Raw genomic sequence first — 16,031 nt, 5'->3', positions numbered from 1 at the left:
CCGCAGGGGCGTACGGCGCGGAGTGCTCGCCATCCATCGGGCGGACCGGGCAGCCCGCGGTGGCCACCGATTCGGGCACGGCTGGATTCACGCCGGCTCGACGTCACCTGCGGCGTGCTGGCCCAACGGCGAGCACGACGCGCCGGTCGTCGGCCGTGCGGTGATCGTCTGTTCCGTGCCTCGCATCGGCAATGGACCAGACAGAGCACCGAGGAGAACGCGCAGATGAACGACGTACCCGCTCGACCGAAACGCCGCACCAGGGGCGCCGCCAGGCTGCTCCTGGGTGGGGCCTGCGCCCTGGCGATCACCGTGTCCTCGATGGCCGTGGCGACCTTCGCCCGTGCCGATCTCAGCGGACCGCCCGGGACCACCCTGAAGGCCGCCGCCGAGCGCAGCGGCCGGTACTTCGGCGCCGCGATGGGGGCGGACCGCCTCAACGACTCGGGCTTCCTGACCATCGCGAGCCGCGAGTTCGACATGATGACCGCCGTCAACGAGATGAAGCCCGACGCGACCGAACCCAACCCCGGTCAGTTCGACTTCCAACGCGGTGACGCGATCTACAACTGGGCCACCCAGCGCGGCATGCGCTTCCGTGGTCACACCCTGGCCTGGCACGCCCAGCAGCCGAGGTTCTGGGGGAGCCTCAGCGGCAGCGCCCTGCGGTCCGCGATGATCAGCCACATCAACGGCGTCATGGCGCACTACAAGGGCAAATTCGCCTACTGGGACGTCGTGAACGAGGCCTTCGCCGAGAACGGCAACCGGCGGTCGTCGAACCTGCAGTCCACCGGGAACGACTGGATCGAGGTGGCGTTCCGGACCGCGCGCGCCGCCGACCCGAGCGTGAAGCTCTGCTACAACGACTACAACATCGAGAACTGGACGTACGCCAAGACGCAGGGCGTCTACAACATGATCCGGGACTTCAAGTCCCGGGGCGTTCCGGTCGACTGCGTCGGCCTCCAGACCCACTTCACCGGTGGCAGTTCGCTGCCGGGCAACTTCCAGCAGACGCTGTCCAGCTTCGCCGCCCTCGGGGTCGACGTGGCGTTGACCGAGGCCGACGTCACCAACGCCTCGACCAGCCAGTACCAGGGCCTGACCCAGGCCTGCACGAACGTCCCCCGCTGCGTCGGCATCACGACGTGGGGCATCCGGGACAGCGACTCCTGGCGCGGTAGCGAAAGCCCGCTGCTCTTCGACCGCAACAGCAACCCCAAGGCGGCGTACACCGCCGTCCTGAACGCTCTCAACGCCGCCTCCACCACCGTGCCGGGCACGCCGCCGACCACGGCCCCACCGACGACGGCGCCACCCACGACCGCTCCGCCGACGACCGCTCCACCGACGACGGCGCCACCCACGACCGCGCCACCCACGACGGCTCCGCCGACCACCGCTCCGCCGACCACGCCGCCGCCGGGTGCCTGCACCGCGACGTACCGCATGGTCAACAGCTGGAACGGTGGCTTCCAGGGAGAGGTCACCGTGGCCAACAACGGTTCCGCCACCCTCAGCGGCTGGACCGTACGGCTGACGCTCGCCGGTGGGCAGACCATCGCCAACGTCTGGAACGGCGTCAACACCGGTACCAGCGGAACGGTCAGCGTCCGCAACGCCGACTACAACGGCTCTCTCGGCGCGAACGCCTCGACCACCTTCGGCTTCCTGGTCAACGGCAGCAGCAGCACCGCGCCCAGTGGTCTCTCCTGCACCAGTCCCTGACCGGCGACACGTACCGGCCCTGTCCGTCAGGACGCTGACCGGGCCCGGAGTCATCGGCTCCGGGCCCGGGTGCCGTCGTGTTCGGACCGGTCCGCGACCGGAGTAGCCGCCTTCGCGTACCGCACCTCGTCGAATGGAGTACGACCATGCGCAGATTTCTCGCGGTGTTCAGCGCCGCCCTGATCCTCGGCACCTCAGTCGGCAGCGCTCCCGCCGGGGCGTCGGGTGCCACCCGGCCGTCGTGCCCCCGTGGCCTGCTCTTCTGTGAGGACTTCGAGCGACTGCCCGCCGGCGGGGCCAGCACGGTGAACTGGGGCGTCGACACCCGGCACGGCACGCTCACCGTCGAACGCGCCCGCCGCGGCAACCAGGTGCTGCACGTCCACACGGTCGACAACGGACGCGCCTTCCTGCGCGTCGACGACTTCGCGGCGCCCGGCAACCGCTTCTACGGCCGGATGCGCCTGCGGGTCGACGCGTTTCCCACCGCCCCGGACTGGGCGCACTTCACGCTGGTCGAAGCGACCGGCGCAGGCAGCACGGAGGTCGTTCGGCCAATCGGTGGCCAGTACGCGCCCACCGTCCCCGGAACGTTCTGGGGCATCGGCGCCGACGGCGGTCCCACCGGCGACTGGACCAACTGGCGGGAATCCGCCCCGGTCGTCGAGGACACCTGGCAGTGCTTCGAGTGGAAGATCGACGCGGCGGACAACCGCGTCGCCGTGTGGATCGACGGCGTGGCGAACCCGGAGCTGACCGCCTCCACGAACGACCACGGCGGCAACGACGTTCCCTTCGTCCTGCCGACGGTCGACACGGTGAAGATCGGCTGGCAGCTCTATCAGGGCGGGACGACGCCGGGCGAGTTCGACCTCTGGATCGACGACATCGCCCTCTCGACCAAGCGGCTCGGCTGCTGAACCGACGCCCGGTGGATGCGCGGGGGCGCTCGACGGGGCGTCGCCGCCATCCAGGCCGGTGGGGGCAGTCGCTGCGCCCGTCCCCACCGGCCAGGGCGTCACACCAGTCGGCGACGTACCCACCAGAGCGTCAGCAGGATCTGCGGAAGCGGTTCGGTCATCGACGCCTCGCCCGCCGCCACAGCAGCCCGACGCCCGCGACGACCAGAACGGCCGCTGCGGTGCCGCCGGCGAGGACGCCCGCGCTCGTGCCGCGCTCGCGCGGCGCGGACGCCCCGTCGATCGTCGTGCTGACGACAGGCGCGACGCTCGAGTCGGGGTCGGCCACCGTGAACGGGTACGAACCCTGGGCCGGGTGCCCGTCGGTGGAGACGACCCGGTAGGCGACGGTGTACGTCCCGTTGGGTAGCGCCTCGGTGACCTGGATCGATCCCTTTGCCCCGCTGACCACCGCGTCGCCGGTGGGGACCTTCCGCCGGGCGGCGTCGGTGAGCACGATGGTGGCGAACGCTGGGTCGAGCCGCTGAGCGAATTCGAGCACGATCTCGGTGGGTGCGCGGGACAGAGTCGACTCCTGGACCGGTGCCGCCGACCGCAGTGCGTTGTGCGCCCACGCGGGGCTGGCCGGGATGAGGATCGCCACGACGACGGCGAGCACTGCCGCGCCGAGCCGGAGGACGATCGGTCGGGACGGCGATGCGGTCATGACGACACTTCGGTCGACGCGGCTCACCCGAGGACCTGCTCGCCGATCCAGCCGCCTGGTGGGCAGCCGGGTGGGATGGCGAAGACGGCGGATCCGATCGGGGTGGTCCACTCGTTGAGCAGGTCCCGGTCGGCGAGTCGGCGTTGGATCGGCAGGAACTGACGGGTGATGTCGGCCTGGTACGAGGTGAAGATCAGTCCGCTGTCGGCGTGGCCGTCGGCGTTGGGGACGCCGTCGTAGTTGTAGGGCCGTCGCAGGATCTTGAGCCGGTCGTCGGTGACGTGGGCTCGGGTCATGTGGGAGAAGTCGGGGATGACGGTGAGCCCGTCGGGGCCGGTCGCCGCGAAGTCGGGTTCGTCGTGTTCGGCGCTGCCGCTGAGTGGGGCGCCGCTGTCGAGGCGCCGACCGACGGCGAGCTCGCGGTCGGCGCGGCCCAGGAGGTCCCAGGTTTCCAGGTTCATGCTGATGCGTCGGACGACGAGGGTGGTGCTGTCGCGCAGCCACGCCGGGCCGTCGGGCACGAAGACCGCCGAGTCCATCGGTGTGCCGGGGCGCGGGTTGGCGGTGCCGTCGAGTTGACCGAAGAGGTTGCGTTGGGTGTGGCCGCTCGGCTCGACGCCGGGACTGCGGCGAAAGCCCTGCTGCACCCATCGGACGGTGGCGAAGGGCCGGCTGTCCTTGAGCAGCACCCGCTGGGTGTGCGCGACGGTGATCGCGTCGTCGGCGCAGATCTGAAGGAGCAGGTCGCCGCCGGACCAGGCTGGTTGGAGCCGGTCGATGCGGAACGCGGGTAGGTCGGTGACCGAGGTCGGTCGCCGGTCGTCGGCGCCGGCGGCGCGGTAGAGGTTCGGTCCGAACCCGAACGTCACGGTGAGGCGTGCGGGAAGGAGCCCGAGTTCGGCCTCGGTGTCGGCCAGGGCCGGTTGGCCCTGGGTGAGTCGCACGGCGTCGTCGGTGAGCAGCCGCAGCATCCGGCCCAACGCGGCCCGGTCGACGCCGGACTGCAGGGTCAGGGCCACGAACGACGCGTGGGCCTGCGGTTCGGTCGACACGCCGGCTTGTCGGGGCCCGTTGAAGGGCTCGACCAGGCTTCCGACGCTCGCTACCGGCGTCGCGTCGGCCGCCTGCGGCCCACCCCGTCCGGTACGGGTCGCGGCGATGGCGGCTGCGCCCGTGAGCGCACCTCCGGCGGCCAGTGCCCCCCCGGTGAGCAGACCGCGTCTGCTCATCGGGCGGACCCGCGAGATGTCGGTCACGATGCCGGGCTCGTGCTCATCTCCGGCGTGGCGCTCATGCCCGGCACGGGCTCGCCGTGGCCCGGGGCATAGCTCTCCTGAGCGCCGGTGAACGGCTTGGCCACGGCGGTGAACTGCTGGGTCCTGCCGTCGGCGAAGGTGAGGGTGAAGGTCAACTCGTCGCCGGCCTGCACGGGCTTGGCGATGCTCATGAGCATCAGGTGGTCGCCGCCGGGCTCCAACGCGTGGCTGCTCCTGGCCTTGATGACGATGCCGCCCTGCTTCTGCTGCATGACCATCTTGCCGTCCTTCATGGTCATCTCGTGCAGCTCCATCGGGGAGGCCGAGGTCGCGGCGCTGGTCAGCGTGACATCAGTGTCCGCGTCGTTGACCAGGGTCCCGAAGGCCGCCGTCATCCCCTTGTCGGCGGCCTTCACCCACGGATCGCGGACCGTCACCACGCCAGCAGTGGCGCTTGCCGACACCGACGGGCTCGGCTGCGCGGCCGACGACGGGTCCGACGAGCCGCACCCGGTGGCGCCGAACGCCACGAGCGCGGCGGCGACGGCGAGTGCGACGGCCGGGCGTCGCTGTGAGCCGAAAGGGCTGGTAGTGCGCATGAATTCGTCCTCCGATGGTTGCTGCTGCTCGTTGGTCGGTCGCCGCGGCACGAAAGTTCCGGGTGCGCGTTCGCGATCGCGCGGAGGAAATCTCCGGCGCGTCCTGCCGCGACTGGCCCCCGGCGCGGCGTCGCCCCGCTGGCGCACGCCGTGGCCGCCGCGCAGCGTGACGTGCCATCGCACGTGGACGACCTTGCGCTCCCTGGCGACCCGGCCAAGGTCGCACGCGCAAGTGCGATTGGACCCAAAGGAGACGCGCCGCCCGGGAAGAACCCGAGCGGCGCGTCTACGACATGCGGGGGGCGAGGCCCTAGGTACGCGTGCTCCACTGCTGGTTGGCGCCGCCGTTGCAGGCCCAGAGGTGCAGCTGCGTTCCGTTGGCCGTGCCGGAACTGACGGCGTCCAGGCAGAGCCCCGACTGCACGGAGGTGATGGTGCCGTTGGAGTTGACGTTCCACTGCTGGTTGGTCTGGCCGTTGCAGTCCCAGATGATGACGGCGGTGCCGTTGCTGCTGCCGGCCCCGCTGGCGTCCAGACACTTGTTGCCGTAGACGGTCAGCGTGCGGTTGGCGGTCCGTGTCCAGCGCTGGTTGGTGCCGCCGTGGCAGTCCCAAAGCTGCGGACGGGCACCGTTGGTCGTGCTGGAGTTGGGGACGTCGACGCACCGGCCGGACTGGCTGCCCACGATCAGCACGCTCTGCTGACTGGGTGGCGGGGTCGTCGGCGGGGGAGTGGTGGGCGGGGGAGTGGTGGGCGGCGTGCCGCCCCCGAACTGGGCGAAGAAGTTCCACACCTCCTGCTTGACCCAGCTCCGCGCGCCGCTCTCACAGCCGGCACACCCGTCCACCGGGCCCTGCTGGTGGCCGCCGTCGAACGCGGCCCAGAGCACCGGGTATCCGGGCTGGCAGGAGTAGGCGGTGGTGATGTGGGTCCGGCTGCCCGACGCCGGTTCGGGTGGGTTCTGCGCGGCGCATCCGTTGTTCCGGACGAACCGGTCGCGTAGTGCCCGCCCGTTCGCGATGTTGTCGTTGATGCCGTGAATCCCGAGGTACGCCACGGGCTGGGTGCCGCCGCTGCATCCGCTGATCGCTCCCGGTGCCGCGATGGCCGCGACCGCGCGGAACACCGTCGGCCGGGAACACGCCAACGAGTAGCTCATCGCGCCGCCGTAGCTGAACCCGACGGAGAAGAGCTGCGTCGTGTCGACGCAGAGGGCGTTCTCGATCACACGGACCATGTCGTCGGTGAAGGTGACGTCCTCACCGTTGGCGTTGCCCCAACCGTTGTTGAGGCCCTGCGGGGCCACGAAGATCGTGGTGTTGTTCGCCTGCGAGAGCATGCCGTAGTAGGCCCACGGCGCGCCGTCGGTCCCGCCCGACGCGACCTGGCTCGCGGTGCCGCCCAGCCAGTGGAAGCCGAAGGCCAGCCGGTGGGCGTAGGTGTTGTTGTAGCTGTCGGGTAGCCGGAGGATGAAGCTGCGGCTCTTCCCGCCGCTCTGGATGGTGTGGGTTCCGCTGGTCAGTCCGGGCGCCTTACCGCAGCCGGCGGTGGTGGCCGCGGCTGCCGGAGTGACGCTCGTGACGACGTACGTTCCGACGGCGATCAGGACCAGGGCCGCCATGGCTGCCCCTATCCAGGGGACGGACAGTCTGCGAAGTGGCACAGCTGGATCTCCTTGCTCGGGTGGAATGGTGTGCGACGACCGCGCGCTCCGTCACCGTCGGTCACTCCGTCCACCGGGCTCGCCGCCGAGAAACCCTGAAGACGTGATGTGCCCACGAGGACGGCCGGCTCGGGCCACGGGTGCCCGTCACTGGTCTCGCCGCCATGCGGGACCGAGCAGCCGTCGAATCGTCGGTGGCCCACAACGTTCGCCCGAACACCACGCGACCGACCGTCGGAGGGTGCCGGAGCACCAGATTCGAGGGTCGAACCGATTCGACTCGACGCTAGATCACGCAATTGCAAGTGTCAATGTCTGAGGATCCGCTTGTGGTCAGGCGCGGACCGGATCCCCGTCGGAGGCGATGCCCATCTCCACCGCGTCCGCCGCAGCTCGGCGCCCTCCCGCCGCCCGCACCGTCGCCGACGCGGTACGCAGACGCTCGCGGATCGTCGAATCGTGCGTGAGGTCGCGGATGCCGGCCTCGATGTCGCTGCTCTGACCAGCACCGTTCGACATGGTCACCCCGAGACCGAGAGCCTCGACCCGTGCCGCGACGACATGCTGTTCGCTGGTACGCGGCGCGCACACCATCGGAACGCCGAACCAGAGGGCCTCCATGACGCTGCCCATCCCGGCGTGCGTGACGAACAGGTCGGCCCGCGCCAACGCGGCGAGCTGGTCGACGTGCTCGTGGACTTCGACCCGGTCAGGCAGCGTCCCGAGATCGGCGATCGGGAGCCCACCGGTGGATACGAGCACCCGGCGGTCGGGCGACGCGGCGGCCGCTGCTCGGATCAGTGGCCGTAGCGCCTCGGGCTCGGCCGCCGCGGTGCCCGCGCTCACGTACACGAGGCGCTCGTGCACTGCCGGTCCGGTGCCGAGCCGCGAGCGCAGGCACGGTCCGACGAAGTGGTGGTCCGAGCCGAAGCCCTCCCCGTTCCACTGAAACCAGCGCGGGAGAAACGCGATCGATCGCCGCTCGCGTGCCTCGGCCAGGTCGCGTACGGTGCCGCGCTCCAGTCCCCAGCGCGCGGAGAACTGGTCGAGCTGGTCCTGCAACGGGGTGAAGGCGGGGTGTGCCGGGTCGAGGACGCTCGTCTGCCCGGTGGCGGCGGCCAAGGACCACGCCGGCCCCTGTGCGAAGGACGGGAACATCGCCACCGCCGGCCGATTCAGCAACTGCGCCAGCGCGCGGCCGGCCGGATGCGCGGCCCGATCGTAGAGCAGGACGTCGGGAACGTCGCCGCGCAGGACGGGGATGATCTGCGGTACGACGGCGGCTGCCTCCGCCACGAGCACGAACGGGAGCCACACCGCGAAATCGGCCGGCGGCACCGCCGACGACGGGCGCGTGACAAGCGTGGACTCGTACGTCACGACGTCCGCGCCGGCACCTCGCGCAGCGGGTGCCGCGACGTCCGGGGCGAAACAGGTGACCCGGTGCCCGCGGGCCCGCAACTCCTCGATGACGTCGAGGACGGGCAACAGGTGACCAGTGGCCCCGACGGCGAGGACGGCGACGTGCGCACCGGCCTTCGTGCTCACGCGCGCAGCCCGTGCCGGGCGGTGTACCAGAAGAACCAGGACAGCAGGCCGGCGAGCATGACGACGTACTGCACGTTGGTGACCGTCGCGACCGCGTCGAGGTCGATCACTGACGCGATGGCGACGCGGACCACGGCGTCCAGCATCAGCACGACGCCGACCACCACGCTCACCAGGCGCAGGCGGCGCCGGAAGACCGGATCGTCGGTCCAGCGCTGCTGCCATGCCGCGGCGCCAGCATCACCGACCTTCGCCGTGGCGATGGCCGTGCCGAGGTGGAGCATGAACGGCCGCTTCATGGTCAGCGACAGCAGCACCCACGCGCCGAGCAGACCGGTGAGCCAGCCGTCCTTGACGTACAGCAGCCGCGCGTCCCCGGTGACCACGCTCAGCGCGCCCCCCGCCAGGAAGAGGCTGACGACGACAAGGCCCGCGACGTCGATCCGCCGGCTGCGTGCGGCGACCAGGGCGGCGTTCGCCGCGGGAACCGCCCCGGCGGCGAGGGTGGCCGCCAGCACGCCGGCGCCCAGGGCGCGAAGCGCGTAGTAGGCGACCAGGGGCAGGACCACGTCGACGACGATTCGTCCGACCAGAGCGCGGCGCGCGCTCTGGCTCGTGGGCGTCGCCTCGGCACCGGCCACCACCTGTTGGTCGGCGTTCCTGGCTGGCCTCATGGGAGCACCTCGCCGAGATCACGTGCGGCGGGGTCCACGGCGATCGCGCGATCGAAGAGCGTGCACAACTCCTCCGCGTAGGCGGCCAGGTCCAACCCTGCACCGCTGGCGAACCGCTCGACGGCGGCGTCGACGGCGGCGCGGACCGTCATCGCCATCACCACCGGGTCGAACGTGCGCAGTTCCCCGGACTCCTGGCCGGCGATGAACAGGTGCGCCAGCAGCATCACCGGTACGTCCTCGTGGACGTCCGCATCCGCCGTGTCCCTGGGCAGGTTGCGGACGATCTCGACGGCCGCGCGGGCGTACGCCGGTCGTTCACCCAGGAAGCGGAAGTTCGAGCGTAGGTACGCGGCGAGCTTGCCACGTGCCGTCGACTCAGCCTCGATGGCCGGGACCATGACCTGTTGCGCCCGGTCGACGATGTGGCGCAACGCCGCGGCGACCAACTCCTGCTTGGTGTCGTAGTGGTACGTGATGAGCCGTGTGCTGCTGAGTCGCGCCGTCTCGACGATCCGCGCGAACGTCGCCCCCGCGTAGCCGTGTTCGGCCAGCAGCTCGACGAACGCCTCCAGAATCTGCGTCTTTCGATCGGCCTCCGGTATTATCTGCATAGATAAAAGTTCAGCAGAAGGCCGGCTTCCCGTCAAGCGCGTAAGGATCGGTGCGGCGTGTGCGGGAAACGGCAGAGCCTCCCCGGCGACGTCGCCGGGGAGGCTCTGACCAGTGAGCGGCTATCTCTTCAGGCGCGGGTCCTCCTGCACCTTCAGCGCGTTGAGGATCGGATCGCCCTCGCCCTTCTCCCGGGTGAACTGGATCGTCAGATCGCCACCGGTGTGCTCGACCGTGACCGTGTTCGTGTCGACGGCCAACGCGCCCACCTTCGCCTGCACGTCATGGTCGTACAGCACGACCTTGCCGTTGGCGAGCACGTCGAAGGCACGCTTGCCGACCTTGACCTTCTCGAGCTCCGCGAAGTCGAGGTCGATCCGGTACGTGCCGGCGGGGGCGTTCTTGAACACGTAGCTGAACGTGTCGCCGGTCCGCTGGGTGCGGAACAGCGCGTCGTCCGTCGTACCGGCGATGTCGGCCTTCGTGGTGTGCGCCTTGCCGCCGACGTAGCCCCACTGCCGCGAGCCGAGCGCCTGGTCGGGCGCCCAGAAGAAGCCCGCGGCGTCGACGTACCCGGACCCGCCCGCGTCGACGCCCTTCCAGTAGGCCGACGTCGCCAGGCGGACCGCCTTGAGCTGGCTCTCACCCTTGCCGGCGTTGGACGCCACGAGCACGTCCCCGACGAGTACGCCGGGCTTGATGCCGGCGTTGTCGGCCGTCACCGTGACCGTGGTCGACGTGCCGGCCGCGAGCGTGACCGGGCCGGTCGCGGCCGGGCCCGAGAGGGTCAGCCACGGCAGGTCGGCGGCCTCGTGCCCACCGTCGTCGGTGCGCTTCTGCTCGCTGACCCGCACCTGAAGCGGTGCGGAACCGGTGTTGGTGACGGTCACATCGGCCGTCGCCTTCTGGCCCTTGTCCAGGAGCCAGTCGAAGTCAGCCGCCGCGACGGTGGCGATGCCCGTCGTCAGCGCCGTGTCGACCACCTCGGCCTGGTCCTTCTTGGCGATGGTCACGGAGTGGCTGACCGCGACGTAGTTCGGCGCCTCGATCTGGACGGTGTTCTCGCCGACGAGCGCCTGGGCCTTCCACCGGCCCTTGACGTCGGTCGTAATGACCCGCTCACCCGCCGGCCCCTTGAGCGTGACGATCGCTCCTTCGATCGGCTTGCCGTCGTTCCTGTCGGTGACCGTGCCCTCGATGGTGCCCGCGGCCGGGAGGGTGTACTCCAGGCCCAGGCCGGCCTTCAGGACGGGCTGGTCGAAGGAGTACTGGCTCGCGGGGTTGCGGTTCAGGCTCTCCACGCCGACCGTCGCCGACGAACCCTTGGTGAGGGGATTGTCGCCGCCGACGCCGTCGCCGTAGCCGATCTGGATCCGTCCGTCCGCGATCAGGGTGACCGAGAAGCTCACCCGGGCGCTCGGGTCAGCGAAGAAGGTGACGTTGCGCCATTCGATGACCTGCGCCGGCAACCCGTCAATCTCGGTCGTGCCGAGGTAGATGCCCGCCTCGTCGTCCACGACGAGGTCGTCCCAGAACGGGTAGACCGCGTCGATCGGGGTGTCCGACGACGGGAGCGGCGTGTTGGTTGAAAACCCGCCGATGCGATCGAAGGTCAGCGCGCCGTTCATCGTCACGCACACGCCGTCCCAGGCCGTGTCGTAGAACGGCTGGAGGTAGCTGGCGTCGAAGAACAGCGGGCCGCAGCGTTCGTCGCCATGCCAGCCGGACTCCTGGGTGCCCTGGCGGTAGAGCCCCTCGGTCACCTTCATCGAGTACGAGCGACCGGCGGGGGCCACCGGCACCGGACCCGGGTCCGGCTGCTCGGGCTCCGGCTCCGGCTCCACCGTGTCCGCCCGCGGGTCGAGCGTCACCCGCAGCGCGGCGATGCTCGGGGGCTTCAGCCCCTTCGAGCCCCGCAACTCCACGGTCAGCGGACCGCCCTCGTGCTCGACGACGGCCTTACGCCAGTCCGCGGCGTTCGGCCCCACGGCCGCGGTCGGGTCGTACGCGTAGTTCGTCAGCGTCCCGTCCACGAGGACGTCGAACACCCGCTTGCCCTTCGGCGCCTTTTCGATCTCGGCGAAGCCGAAGTCGATCGCGTAGGTGCCCTTGGGCGCGTCCGGGAAGCGGTAGAACAACTGCTTTTCCGGCGTGGTGCGCTGCGACTGGAACAGGAGATCGTCCGTCGTGCCGGCGATCGGGGCCTTCGTGGAGGTGACCTTCGTCTTCCCCTCGTAGCCCCACGCCTTCTTGCTCGCCGGCTGGTCGGCGGACCAGGTGTAGCCGGTGCCGTCGGTGAGCTTCGCGCCGCCGGCGTTGACGCCGACCTGGTACTTCGTGGTCGTGAGCGTCACCGGCACGTACGTCTTGGACTGGCGTCCGGAGTCGGACCGCACGACGATGTTCGCGCCGAGGACACCGGGCTTGGCGCCCTTCGAGGAGATCGAGACCTGGACGGTCGTCGACTGGCCGGGGGCGAGGGTGCCGCCGGTCGAGGAGAGCGACAGCCACGGCAGGTCGGTGAGCAGGTCGTCCTCGACGTCGACGAGGACGACGTCGTCGGCGACCTGATCGACCGCCCACAGCGCGCCGGACGAGTCGGTCTCGAGGCCGCCGCCCTGGTTCGCCTTCTGGCCCGGGAACCACCACGCGTTCACCAGCGAGCAGTCGTCCGGGTCGACCTGCAACAGGCGGGTGGGCCGGTTCGAGGTGAGGTCGGTGTACCAGATCGTGTCCGACGCCTGGTTGTAGGCCAGGCCCATGATCTCGGGCAGCGGCGGCGTGCAGAAGGACAGCAGCGCGCCGGGATTGTCGTGCGAGGTGCCGGCGACCGTCCCGATCAGGCCGTTCGCCCGGCCACCGACGTAGAACACGTCCTTGGCCGGGTTGTAGGCGAGACCGGTGAGCTGAAGCGTGGACCAGTCACCCTTGATCTGGCGCGTCTCCTTGCCGGTTTCCCGGTTGAAGCAGTGGATGTAGCTGGCCGGGCTGTCCTCCATCTGGCACATGTCACCGGTCCTGGTGTCGAGCGCCATGTCGAAGGCCCGGTACGCGGGGTTCCACGTCGCGTCGAAGACCTTGCCGGTCTTCTTGCCGGTCACCGTGTAGGCGGTGTTGGTCCGCGCCCAGTAGTCGTGGACCCAGACGTCGCCGTCGTACCCGACGCCGGAGGGCTCCTTCTCCTCGATCGTGCCGGGGATCTTGATCCGGGTGATGACGTCTCCGCCGGAGGTCGCGCCGACCTTGGCTGCCGCCTGGGCCTCCGCGGTGCTCGACGTGGCGGTCTTGCTGTCGGTGCTGGACGGCTTCATACCGCTCGCGCCGGCCTTCCAGCCGGCGAGGTCGATCGTGCTTGCCGCGCCCGTGCCGGTGCGCGCGGTCGCGCCGGTGGCATCGAGCTCGGGGTGCCGCGCGGCCTCGCCCAGGGTGTACGTGAGCGGGGCGGAGCCGGTGTTGGTCAACGTCAGCGAGCCGACGCCGTTCTGGTCGGTACCCAACAGCGTCTCGAGGCCGTCGGCCTTCAGGCCGGCGACACCCGTGGTCAGACGCGCGTCGATCTTCGCCTGCGAGAAGAGCTTGTCGAGCGAGAACGGGTACGACATGGTCGTGTAGTTCGGCGCCTCGACCGTCATGGTGTAACCGCCCGTCGGAAGCTGGCGGTGCACGAGGCCGGTTCCGTTGGTCGTGACGGTCTCGACGAGCCCGTCCTCGGTGCTGAAGGAGACCTTGGCGCCGGCCACCGGCAGCCCGTCGTTCTTGTCCACGACGGTCGCGTCGAGGTACCCGAAGTCCGGCATGTCGTAGGTGACAACCATCCCGTCGCGCAGCACGGGGGCGTGGTCGGAGAACCGGATGCCGTCGACGCCGGCCCAGCCCTGGATGCCGGTGACGCCGTTCGCGCCGGCGGTCACCGGATCGTCAGATCCGACGCCGTCGCCGTACCCGAAGATCATCGTGCCCGAGCGGGTGAACGTGGCCGAGAAGTTGACCGGTTCCGTGTATTCCGATCGGATGGGGTAGGCCCAGAGTTTGGCCTTGCGGTACTCGACGACGAACGCGTCCTCACCGTCGACCTTCGTGGTGGCCGTGAAGACACCACCGCCGGGGGCGAACTCGATGGGGCCCTCCAGGTAGAACGGGAAGGCACCCGCGCCGCCGTAGCCGGGGCCGGTGCTGCCGTCCGGAGAGATGATGCCGCGCAGGCCGACGCCGAGCGTGTCGTGGCTGCCGTTGTACAGCGCGATCGGGAACGGCAGCTGCACCGTTGCCCACACCCCGCTGCCGAACGTGACCTGCTCGGTGCCGCGCAGGTACTCGCCCTCGGTGACGGCGCAGCTGTAGCCGCCCTTGTCGACCACGAGCCCGACCGGGATCTCGGACGGCTCGTTCTGCGCGCCGACGGTCAGCGGGACCGTCGAGGGGGAGAAGCAGGCGTTGGGCTTGACGGCCAGCTTGTACGCGCCCTCGGGGACAGCGGTGATCGTGAACGCGCCGTTGGCGTCCGTGCGTACCGGCTTCAGCGGCGTGTCCCGGATCGCGACGTCCGCGTTCGGCACGGGCCGCTTCTTGTCGTCCACGACCCGGCCGCTGATGTCGTGCTTCGCGGCGGCCGTGAGGGGCAGCTTGACCGAGGTGTCCTGGCCGAGGGAGACGCTGACGGTGGCGGTCGCGGTCAGGTAGCCGAAGACCTTGGTGCTGAGCTGGTAGTCGCCCACCGGGAGGTTCGTGGTGAACCGACCGTCCTTGTCGGTGCCGATCGACCGGCTGAACGGCCCGCTGATCGTCACGTCGGCGGCGGGGACTCCGGCGCCGTCGGCGGTCACGACACCGGTGAGGGTGCCGCCCTTGCGGGGCGCCAGTTCGAGCAGGCGGACGAGGTCGAGCCGACCCTCGCCGTACATGTTGTTGAGCTCGGCGGTGCCGCCGCACTCGGTGTCGTCGACGTCGGTGGCCGACTCGGCGAGCAGGCGACGGGTCTCGTCGACCTGCCCGATCAGCGTCGGGTCGTAGCTCCAGAGCGCCGCGACCGCGCCGGCGACGTGCGGTGACGCCATCGACGTACCGGCCATCTCGACGTAGCTGTTGTTCGGATAGGACGAGCGGACGTTGACACCCGGCGCGGAGATCTCCGGCTTGATCCGACCGCCCTCACCCTCGCCCTTGCGGGAGAACGACGCGATCGTGCCGTCCTCGGCGTAGGCGCCGACGGAGTAGGCGCTCGCCGCGGAACCCGGCGAGGAGACCGTGTCACAGGCCGCGTACGGCGAGGTGTTTCCTGACGACCAGGTGCTGAAGATGCCCGCGGCGGTCCAGGCCTCGTCGACGGCCTGGAAGAAGTCGTCGAAGTCGTGCTCGACGGTCTGGCCCCACGAGTTGTTGACCACGTGCGGACGCTTGGACGGGTCGGGGTTGTTGCCCGCAAGGTCGGTCGGGGCGAGCAGCCACCAGCCGGAGCGCAGCAGCGACTCGACACCGGTGCTGTCACAGCAGCCGTTCGTCGCGATCCACTGCGCGTCCGGGGCGACGCCGACGTGGTCGGTGCCGTCGACGCCGACCATGGTGCCCATGGTGTGCGTGCCGTGTCCGTTGTCGTCGCACGGCGCGCCCGTGCACGATCCCCGGGTGGCCATCCAGTTGTAGTTGTGGTCGACGGTGCCGTCCGGCTTCGCGCCCCGGTACTGGTGCATGAGGGCGGGGTGGTCGAACTGGACGCCCGAGTCGAGGTTGGACACCGTGATGCCGGCGCCGGTGGCGCCCATGGCCCAGGCCTGCGGGGCGTGGATGGCGTCCAGACCCCACGTGACGGTGTCGTCCGCGCCCTTCTTCGGGGTGGCGGGGCGGGCAGCCTGGTCAGCGGGGAGCTTCTTCTCCACGGGCTGTACCAGGGCGACCTGCGGCGTGGCGTGGATCTCGGCGACCTGCACCCGCGCCGCCACGTCGAGAGCGAGCTTCTCGGTGCCGCCCTTGACGAGTACGGCGTTGGCGATCGGGTAGGGGGTGTACTTGACCCCGGCCCCGTCGAGTTCGGTGGAGACGGAGGCCAGGGAGTTCTTCGACGCCGTGGTCAGTGCGTCGTAGACGAACTGACCACGGGCTGTCCAGTCGGCGATCTTCTTCGCCGGCCCGAGGTCGGGCTTCGTGTCGAACGTGATCCAGAAGTCGGAGGCCGGCTGTGCGCGGAAACGGTCTTTCAGGGTCGGCGCGATCTTCCTGGCCGCCGTGCCGGGATCCGGCTCGGCGGCGGACGCCGGTATCGGCTGGAGCATGCTCAGGCCGACCGCTGCGGCCAGCGTTGCCGCGAGGGCTGTGAATCTCATCGGGG

General features: G+C 70.2%; 10 protein-coding genes. 2 read left to right on the top strand and 8 right to left on the bottom strand.

Going from position 1 to position 16,031, the window contains the following annotated elements; all coding sequences use genetic code 11:
- Window positions 1-225 precede the first annotated feature (225 nt).
- Together ABZV06_RS00780 and ABZV06_RS00775 are read left to right on the top strand one after the other, a co-directional pair.
- Window positions 226-1,731, top strand: a complete 1,506-nt coding sequence (locus ABZV06_RS00780; protein WP_355236092.1) for an endo-1,4-beta-xylanase — start codon at window positions 226-228, stop codon at window positions 1,729-1,731.
- 146 nt (window positions 1,732-1,877) lie between these two features.
- Window positions 1,878-2,651 (top strand): hypothetical protein, encoded by a 774-nt coding sequence (locus tag ABZV06_RS00775; RefSeq protein WP_355236095.1) that lies wholly within the window; start codon window positions 1,878-1,880, stop codon window positions 2,649-2,651.
- 157 nt (window positions 2,652-2,808) lie between these two features.
- On the opposite strand, the gene ABZV06_RS00770 is transcribed toward ABZV06_RS00775, so the two are convergent.
- From ABZV06_RS00770 to ABZV06_RS00735, 8 genes are all read right to left on the bottom strand, one after another.
- Window positions 2,809-3,357 (bottom strand): copper resistance CopC family protein, encoded by a 549-nt coding sequence (locus ABZV06_RS00770; protein ID WP_355617487.1) that lies wholly within the window; start codon window positions 3,355-3,357, stop codon window positions 2,809-2,811.
- A gap of 23 nt (window positions 3,358-3,380) precedes the next feature.
- Entirely contained in the window at window positions 3,381-4,586 is a 1,206-nt protein-coding gene (locus ABZV06_RS00765) for a Dyp-type peroxidase (RefSeq protein WP_355617484.1), read from the bottom strand.
- Window positions 4,587-4,609: 23 nt separating this feature from the next.
- Window positions 4,610-5,212, bottom strand: coding sequence for a copper chaperone PCu(A)C (locus ABZV06_RS00760; RefSeq protein WP_355236104.1), 603 nt, complete (start codon window positions 5,210-5,212; stop codon window positions 4,610-4,612).
- A 310-nt stretch (window positions 5,213-5,522) separates the two neighbouring features.
- Window positions 5,523-6,833, bottom strand: coding sequence for a ricin-type beta-trefoil lectin domain protein (locus ABZV06_RS00755; protein ID WP_355236106.1), 1,311 nt, complete (start codon window positions 6,831-6,833; stop codon window positions 5,523-5,525).
- A gap of 375 nt (window positions 6,834-7,208) precedes the next feature.
- Window positions 7,209-8,423 (bottom strand): nucleotide disphospho-sugar-binding domain-containing protein, encoded by a 1,215-nt coding sequence (locus ABZV06_RS00750; protein WP_355236109.1) that lies wholly within the window; start codon window positions 8,421-8,423, stop codon window positions 7,209-7,211.
- A complete protein-coding gene (locus ABZV06_RS00745; RefSeq protein ID WP_355617481.1) occupies window positions 8,420-9,097 on the bottom strand; it encodes a VC0807 family protein in 678 nt (225 codons plus the stop codon). Before ABZV06_RS00745 ends, ABZV06_RS00750 begins: the two co-directional genes overlap by 4 nt.
- Window positions 9,094-9,711, bottom strand: coding sequence for a TetR/AcrR family transcriptional regulator (locus ABZV06_RS00740; protein WP_355617478.1), 618 nt, complete (start codon window positions 9,709-9,711; stop codon window positions 9,094-9,096). Before ABZV06_RS00740 ends, ABZV06_RS00745 begins: the two co-directional genes overlap by 4 nt.
- Window positions 9,712-9,831: 120 nt before the next feature.
- Complete coding sequence (locus ABZV06_RS00735) at window positions 9,832-16,026, bottom strand: S8 family serine peptidase (RefSeq protein WP_355617475.1); 6,195 nt, start codon at window positions 16,024-16,026, stop codon at window positions 9,832-9,834.
- Window positions 16,027-16,031 lie beyond the last annotated feature (5 nt).

Origin of the sequence: Micromonospora sp. NPDC005172, assembly GCF_040608555.1 — a bacterium.
Taxonomy (GTDB): Bacteria; Actinomycetota; Actinomycetes; order Mycobacteriales; family Micromonosporaceae; genus Micromonospora.
Note: the sequence above shows the minus strand (reverse complement) of the source record. Positions and strands in the feature narration are given on the sequence as shown.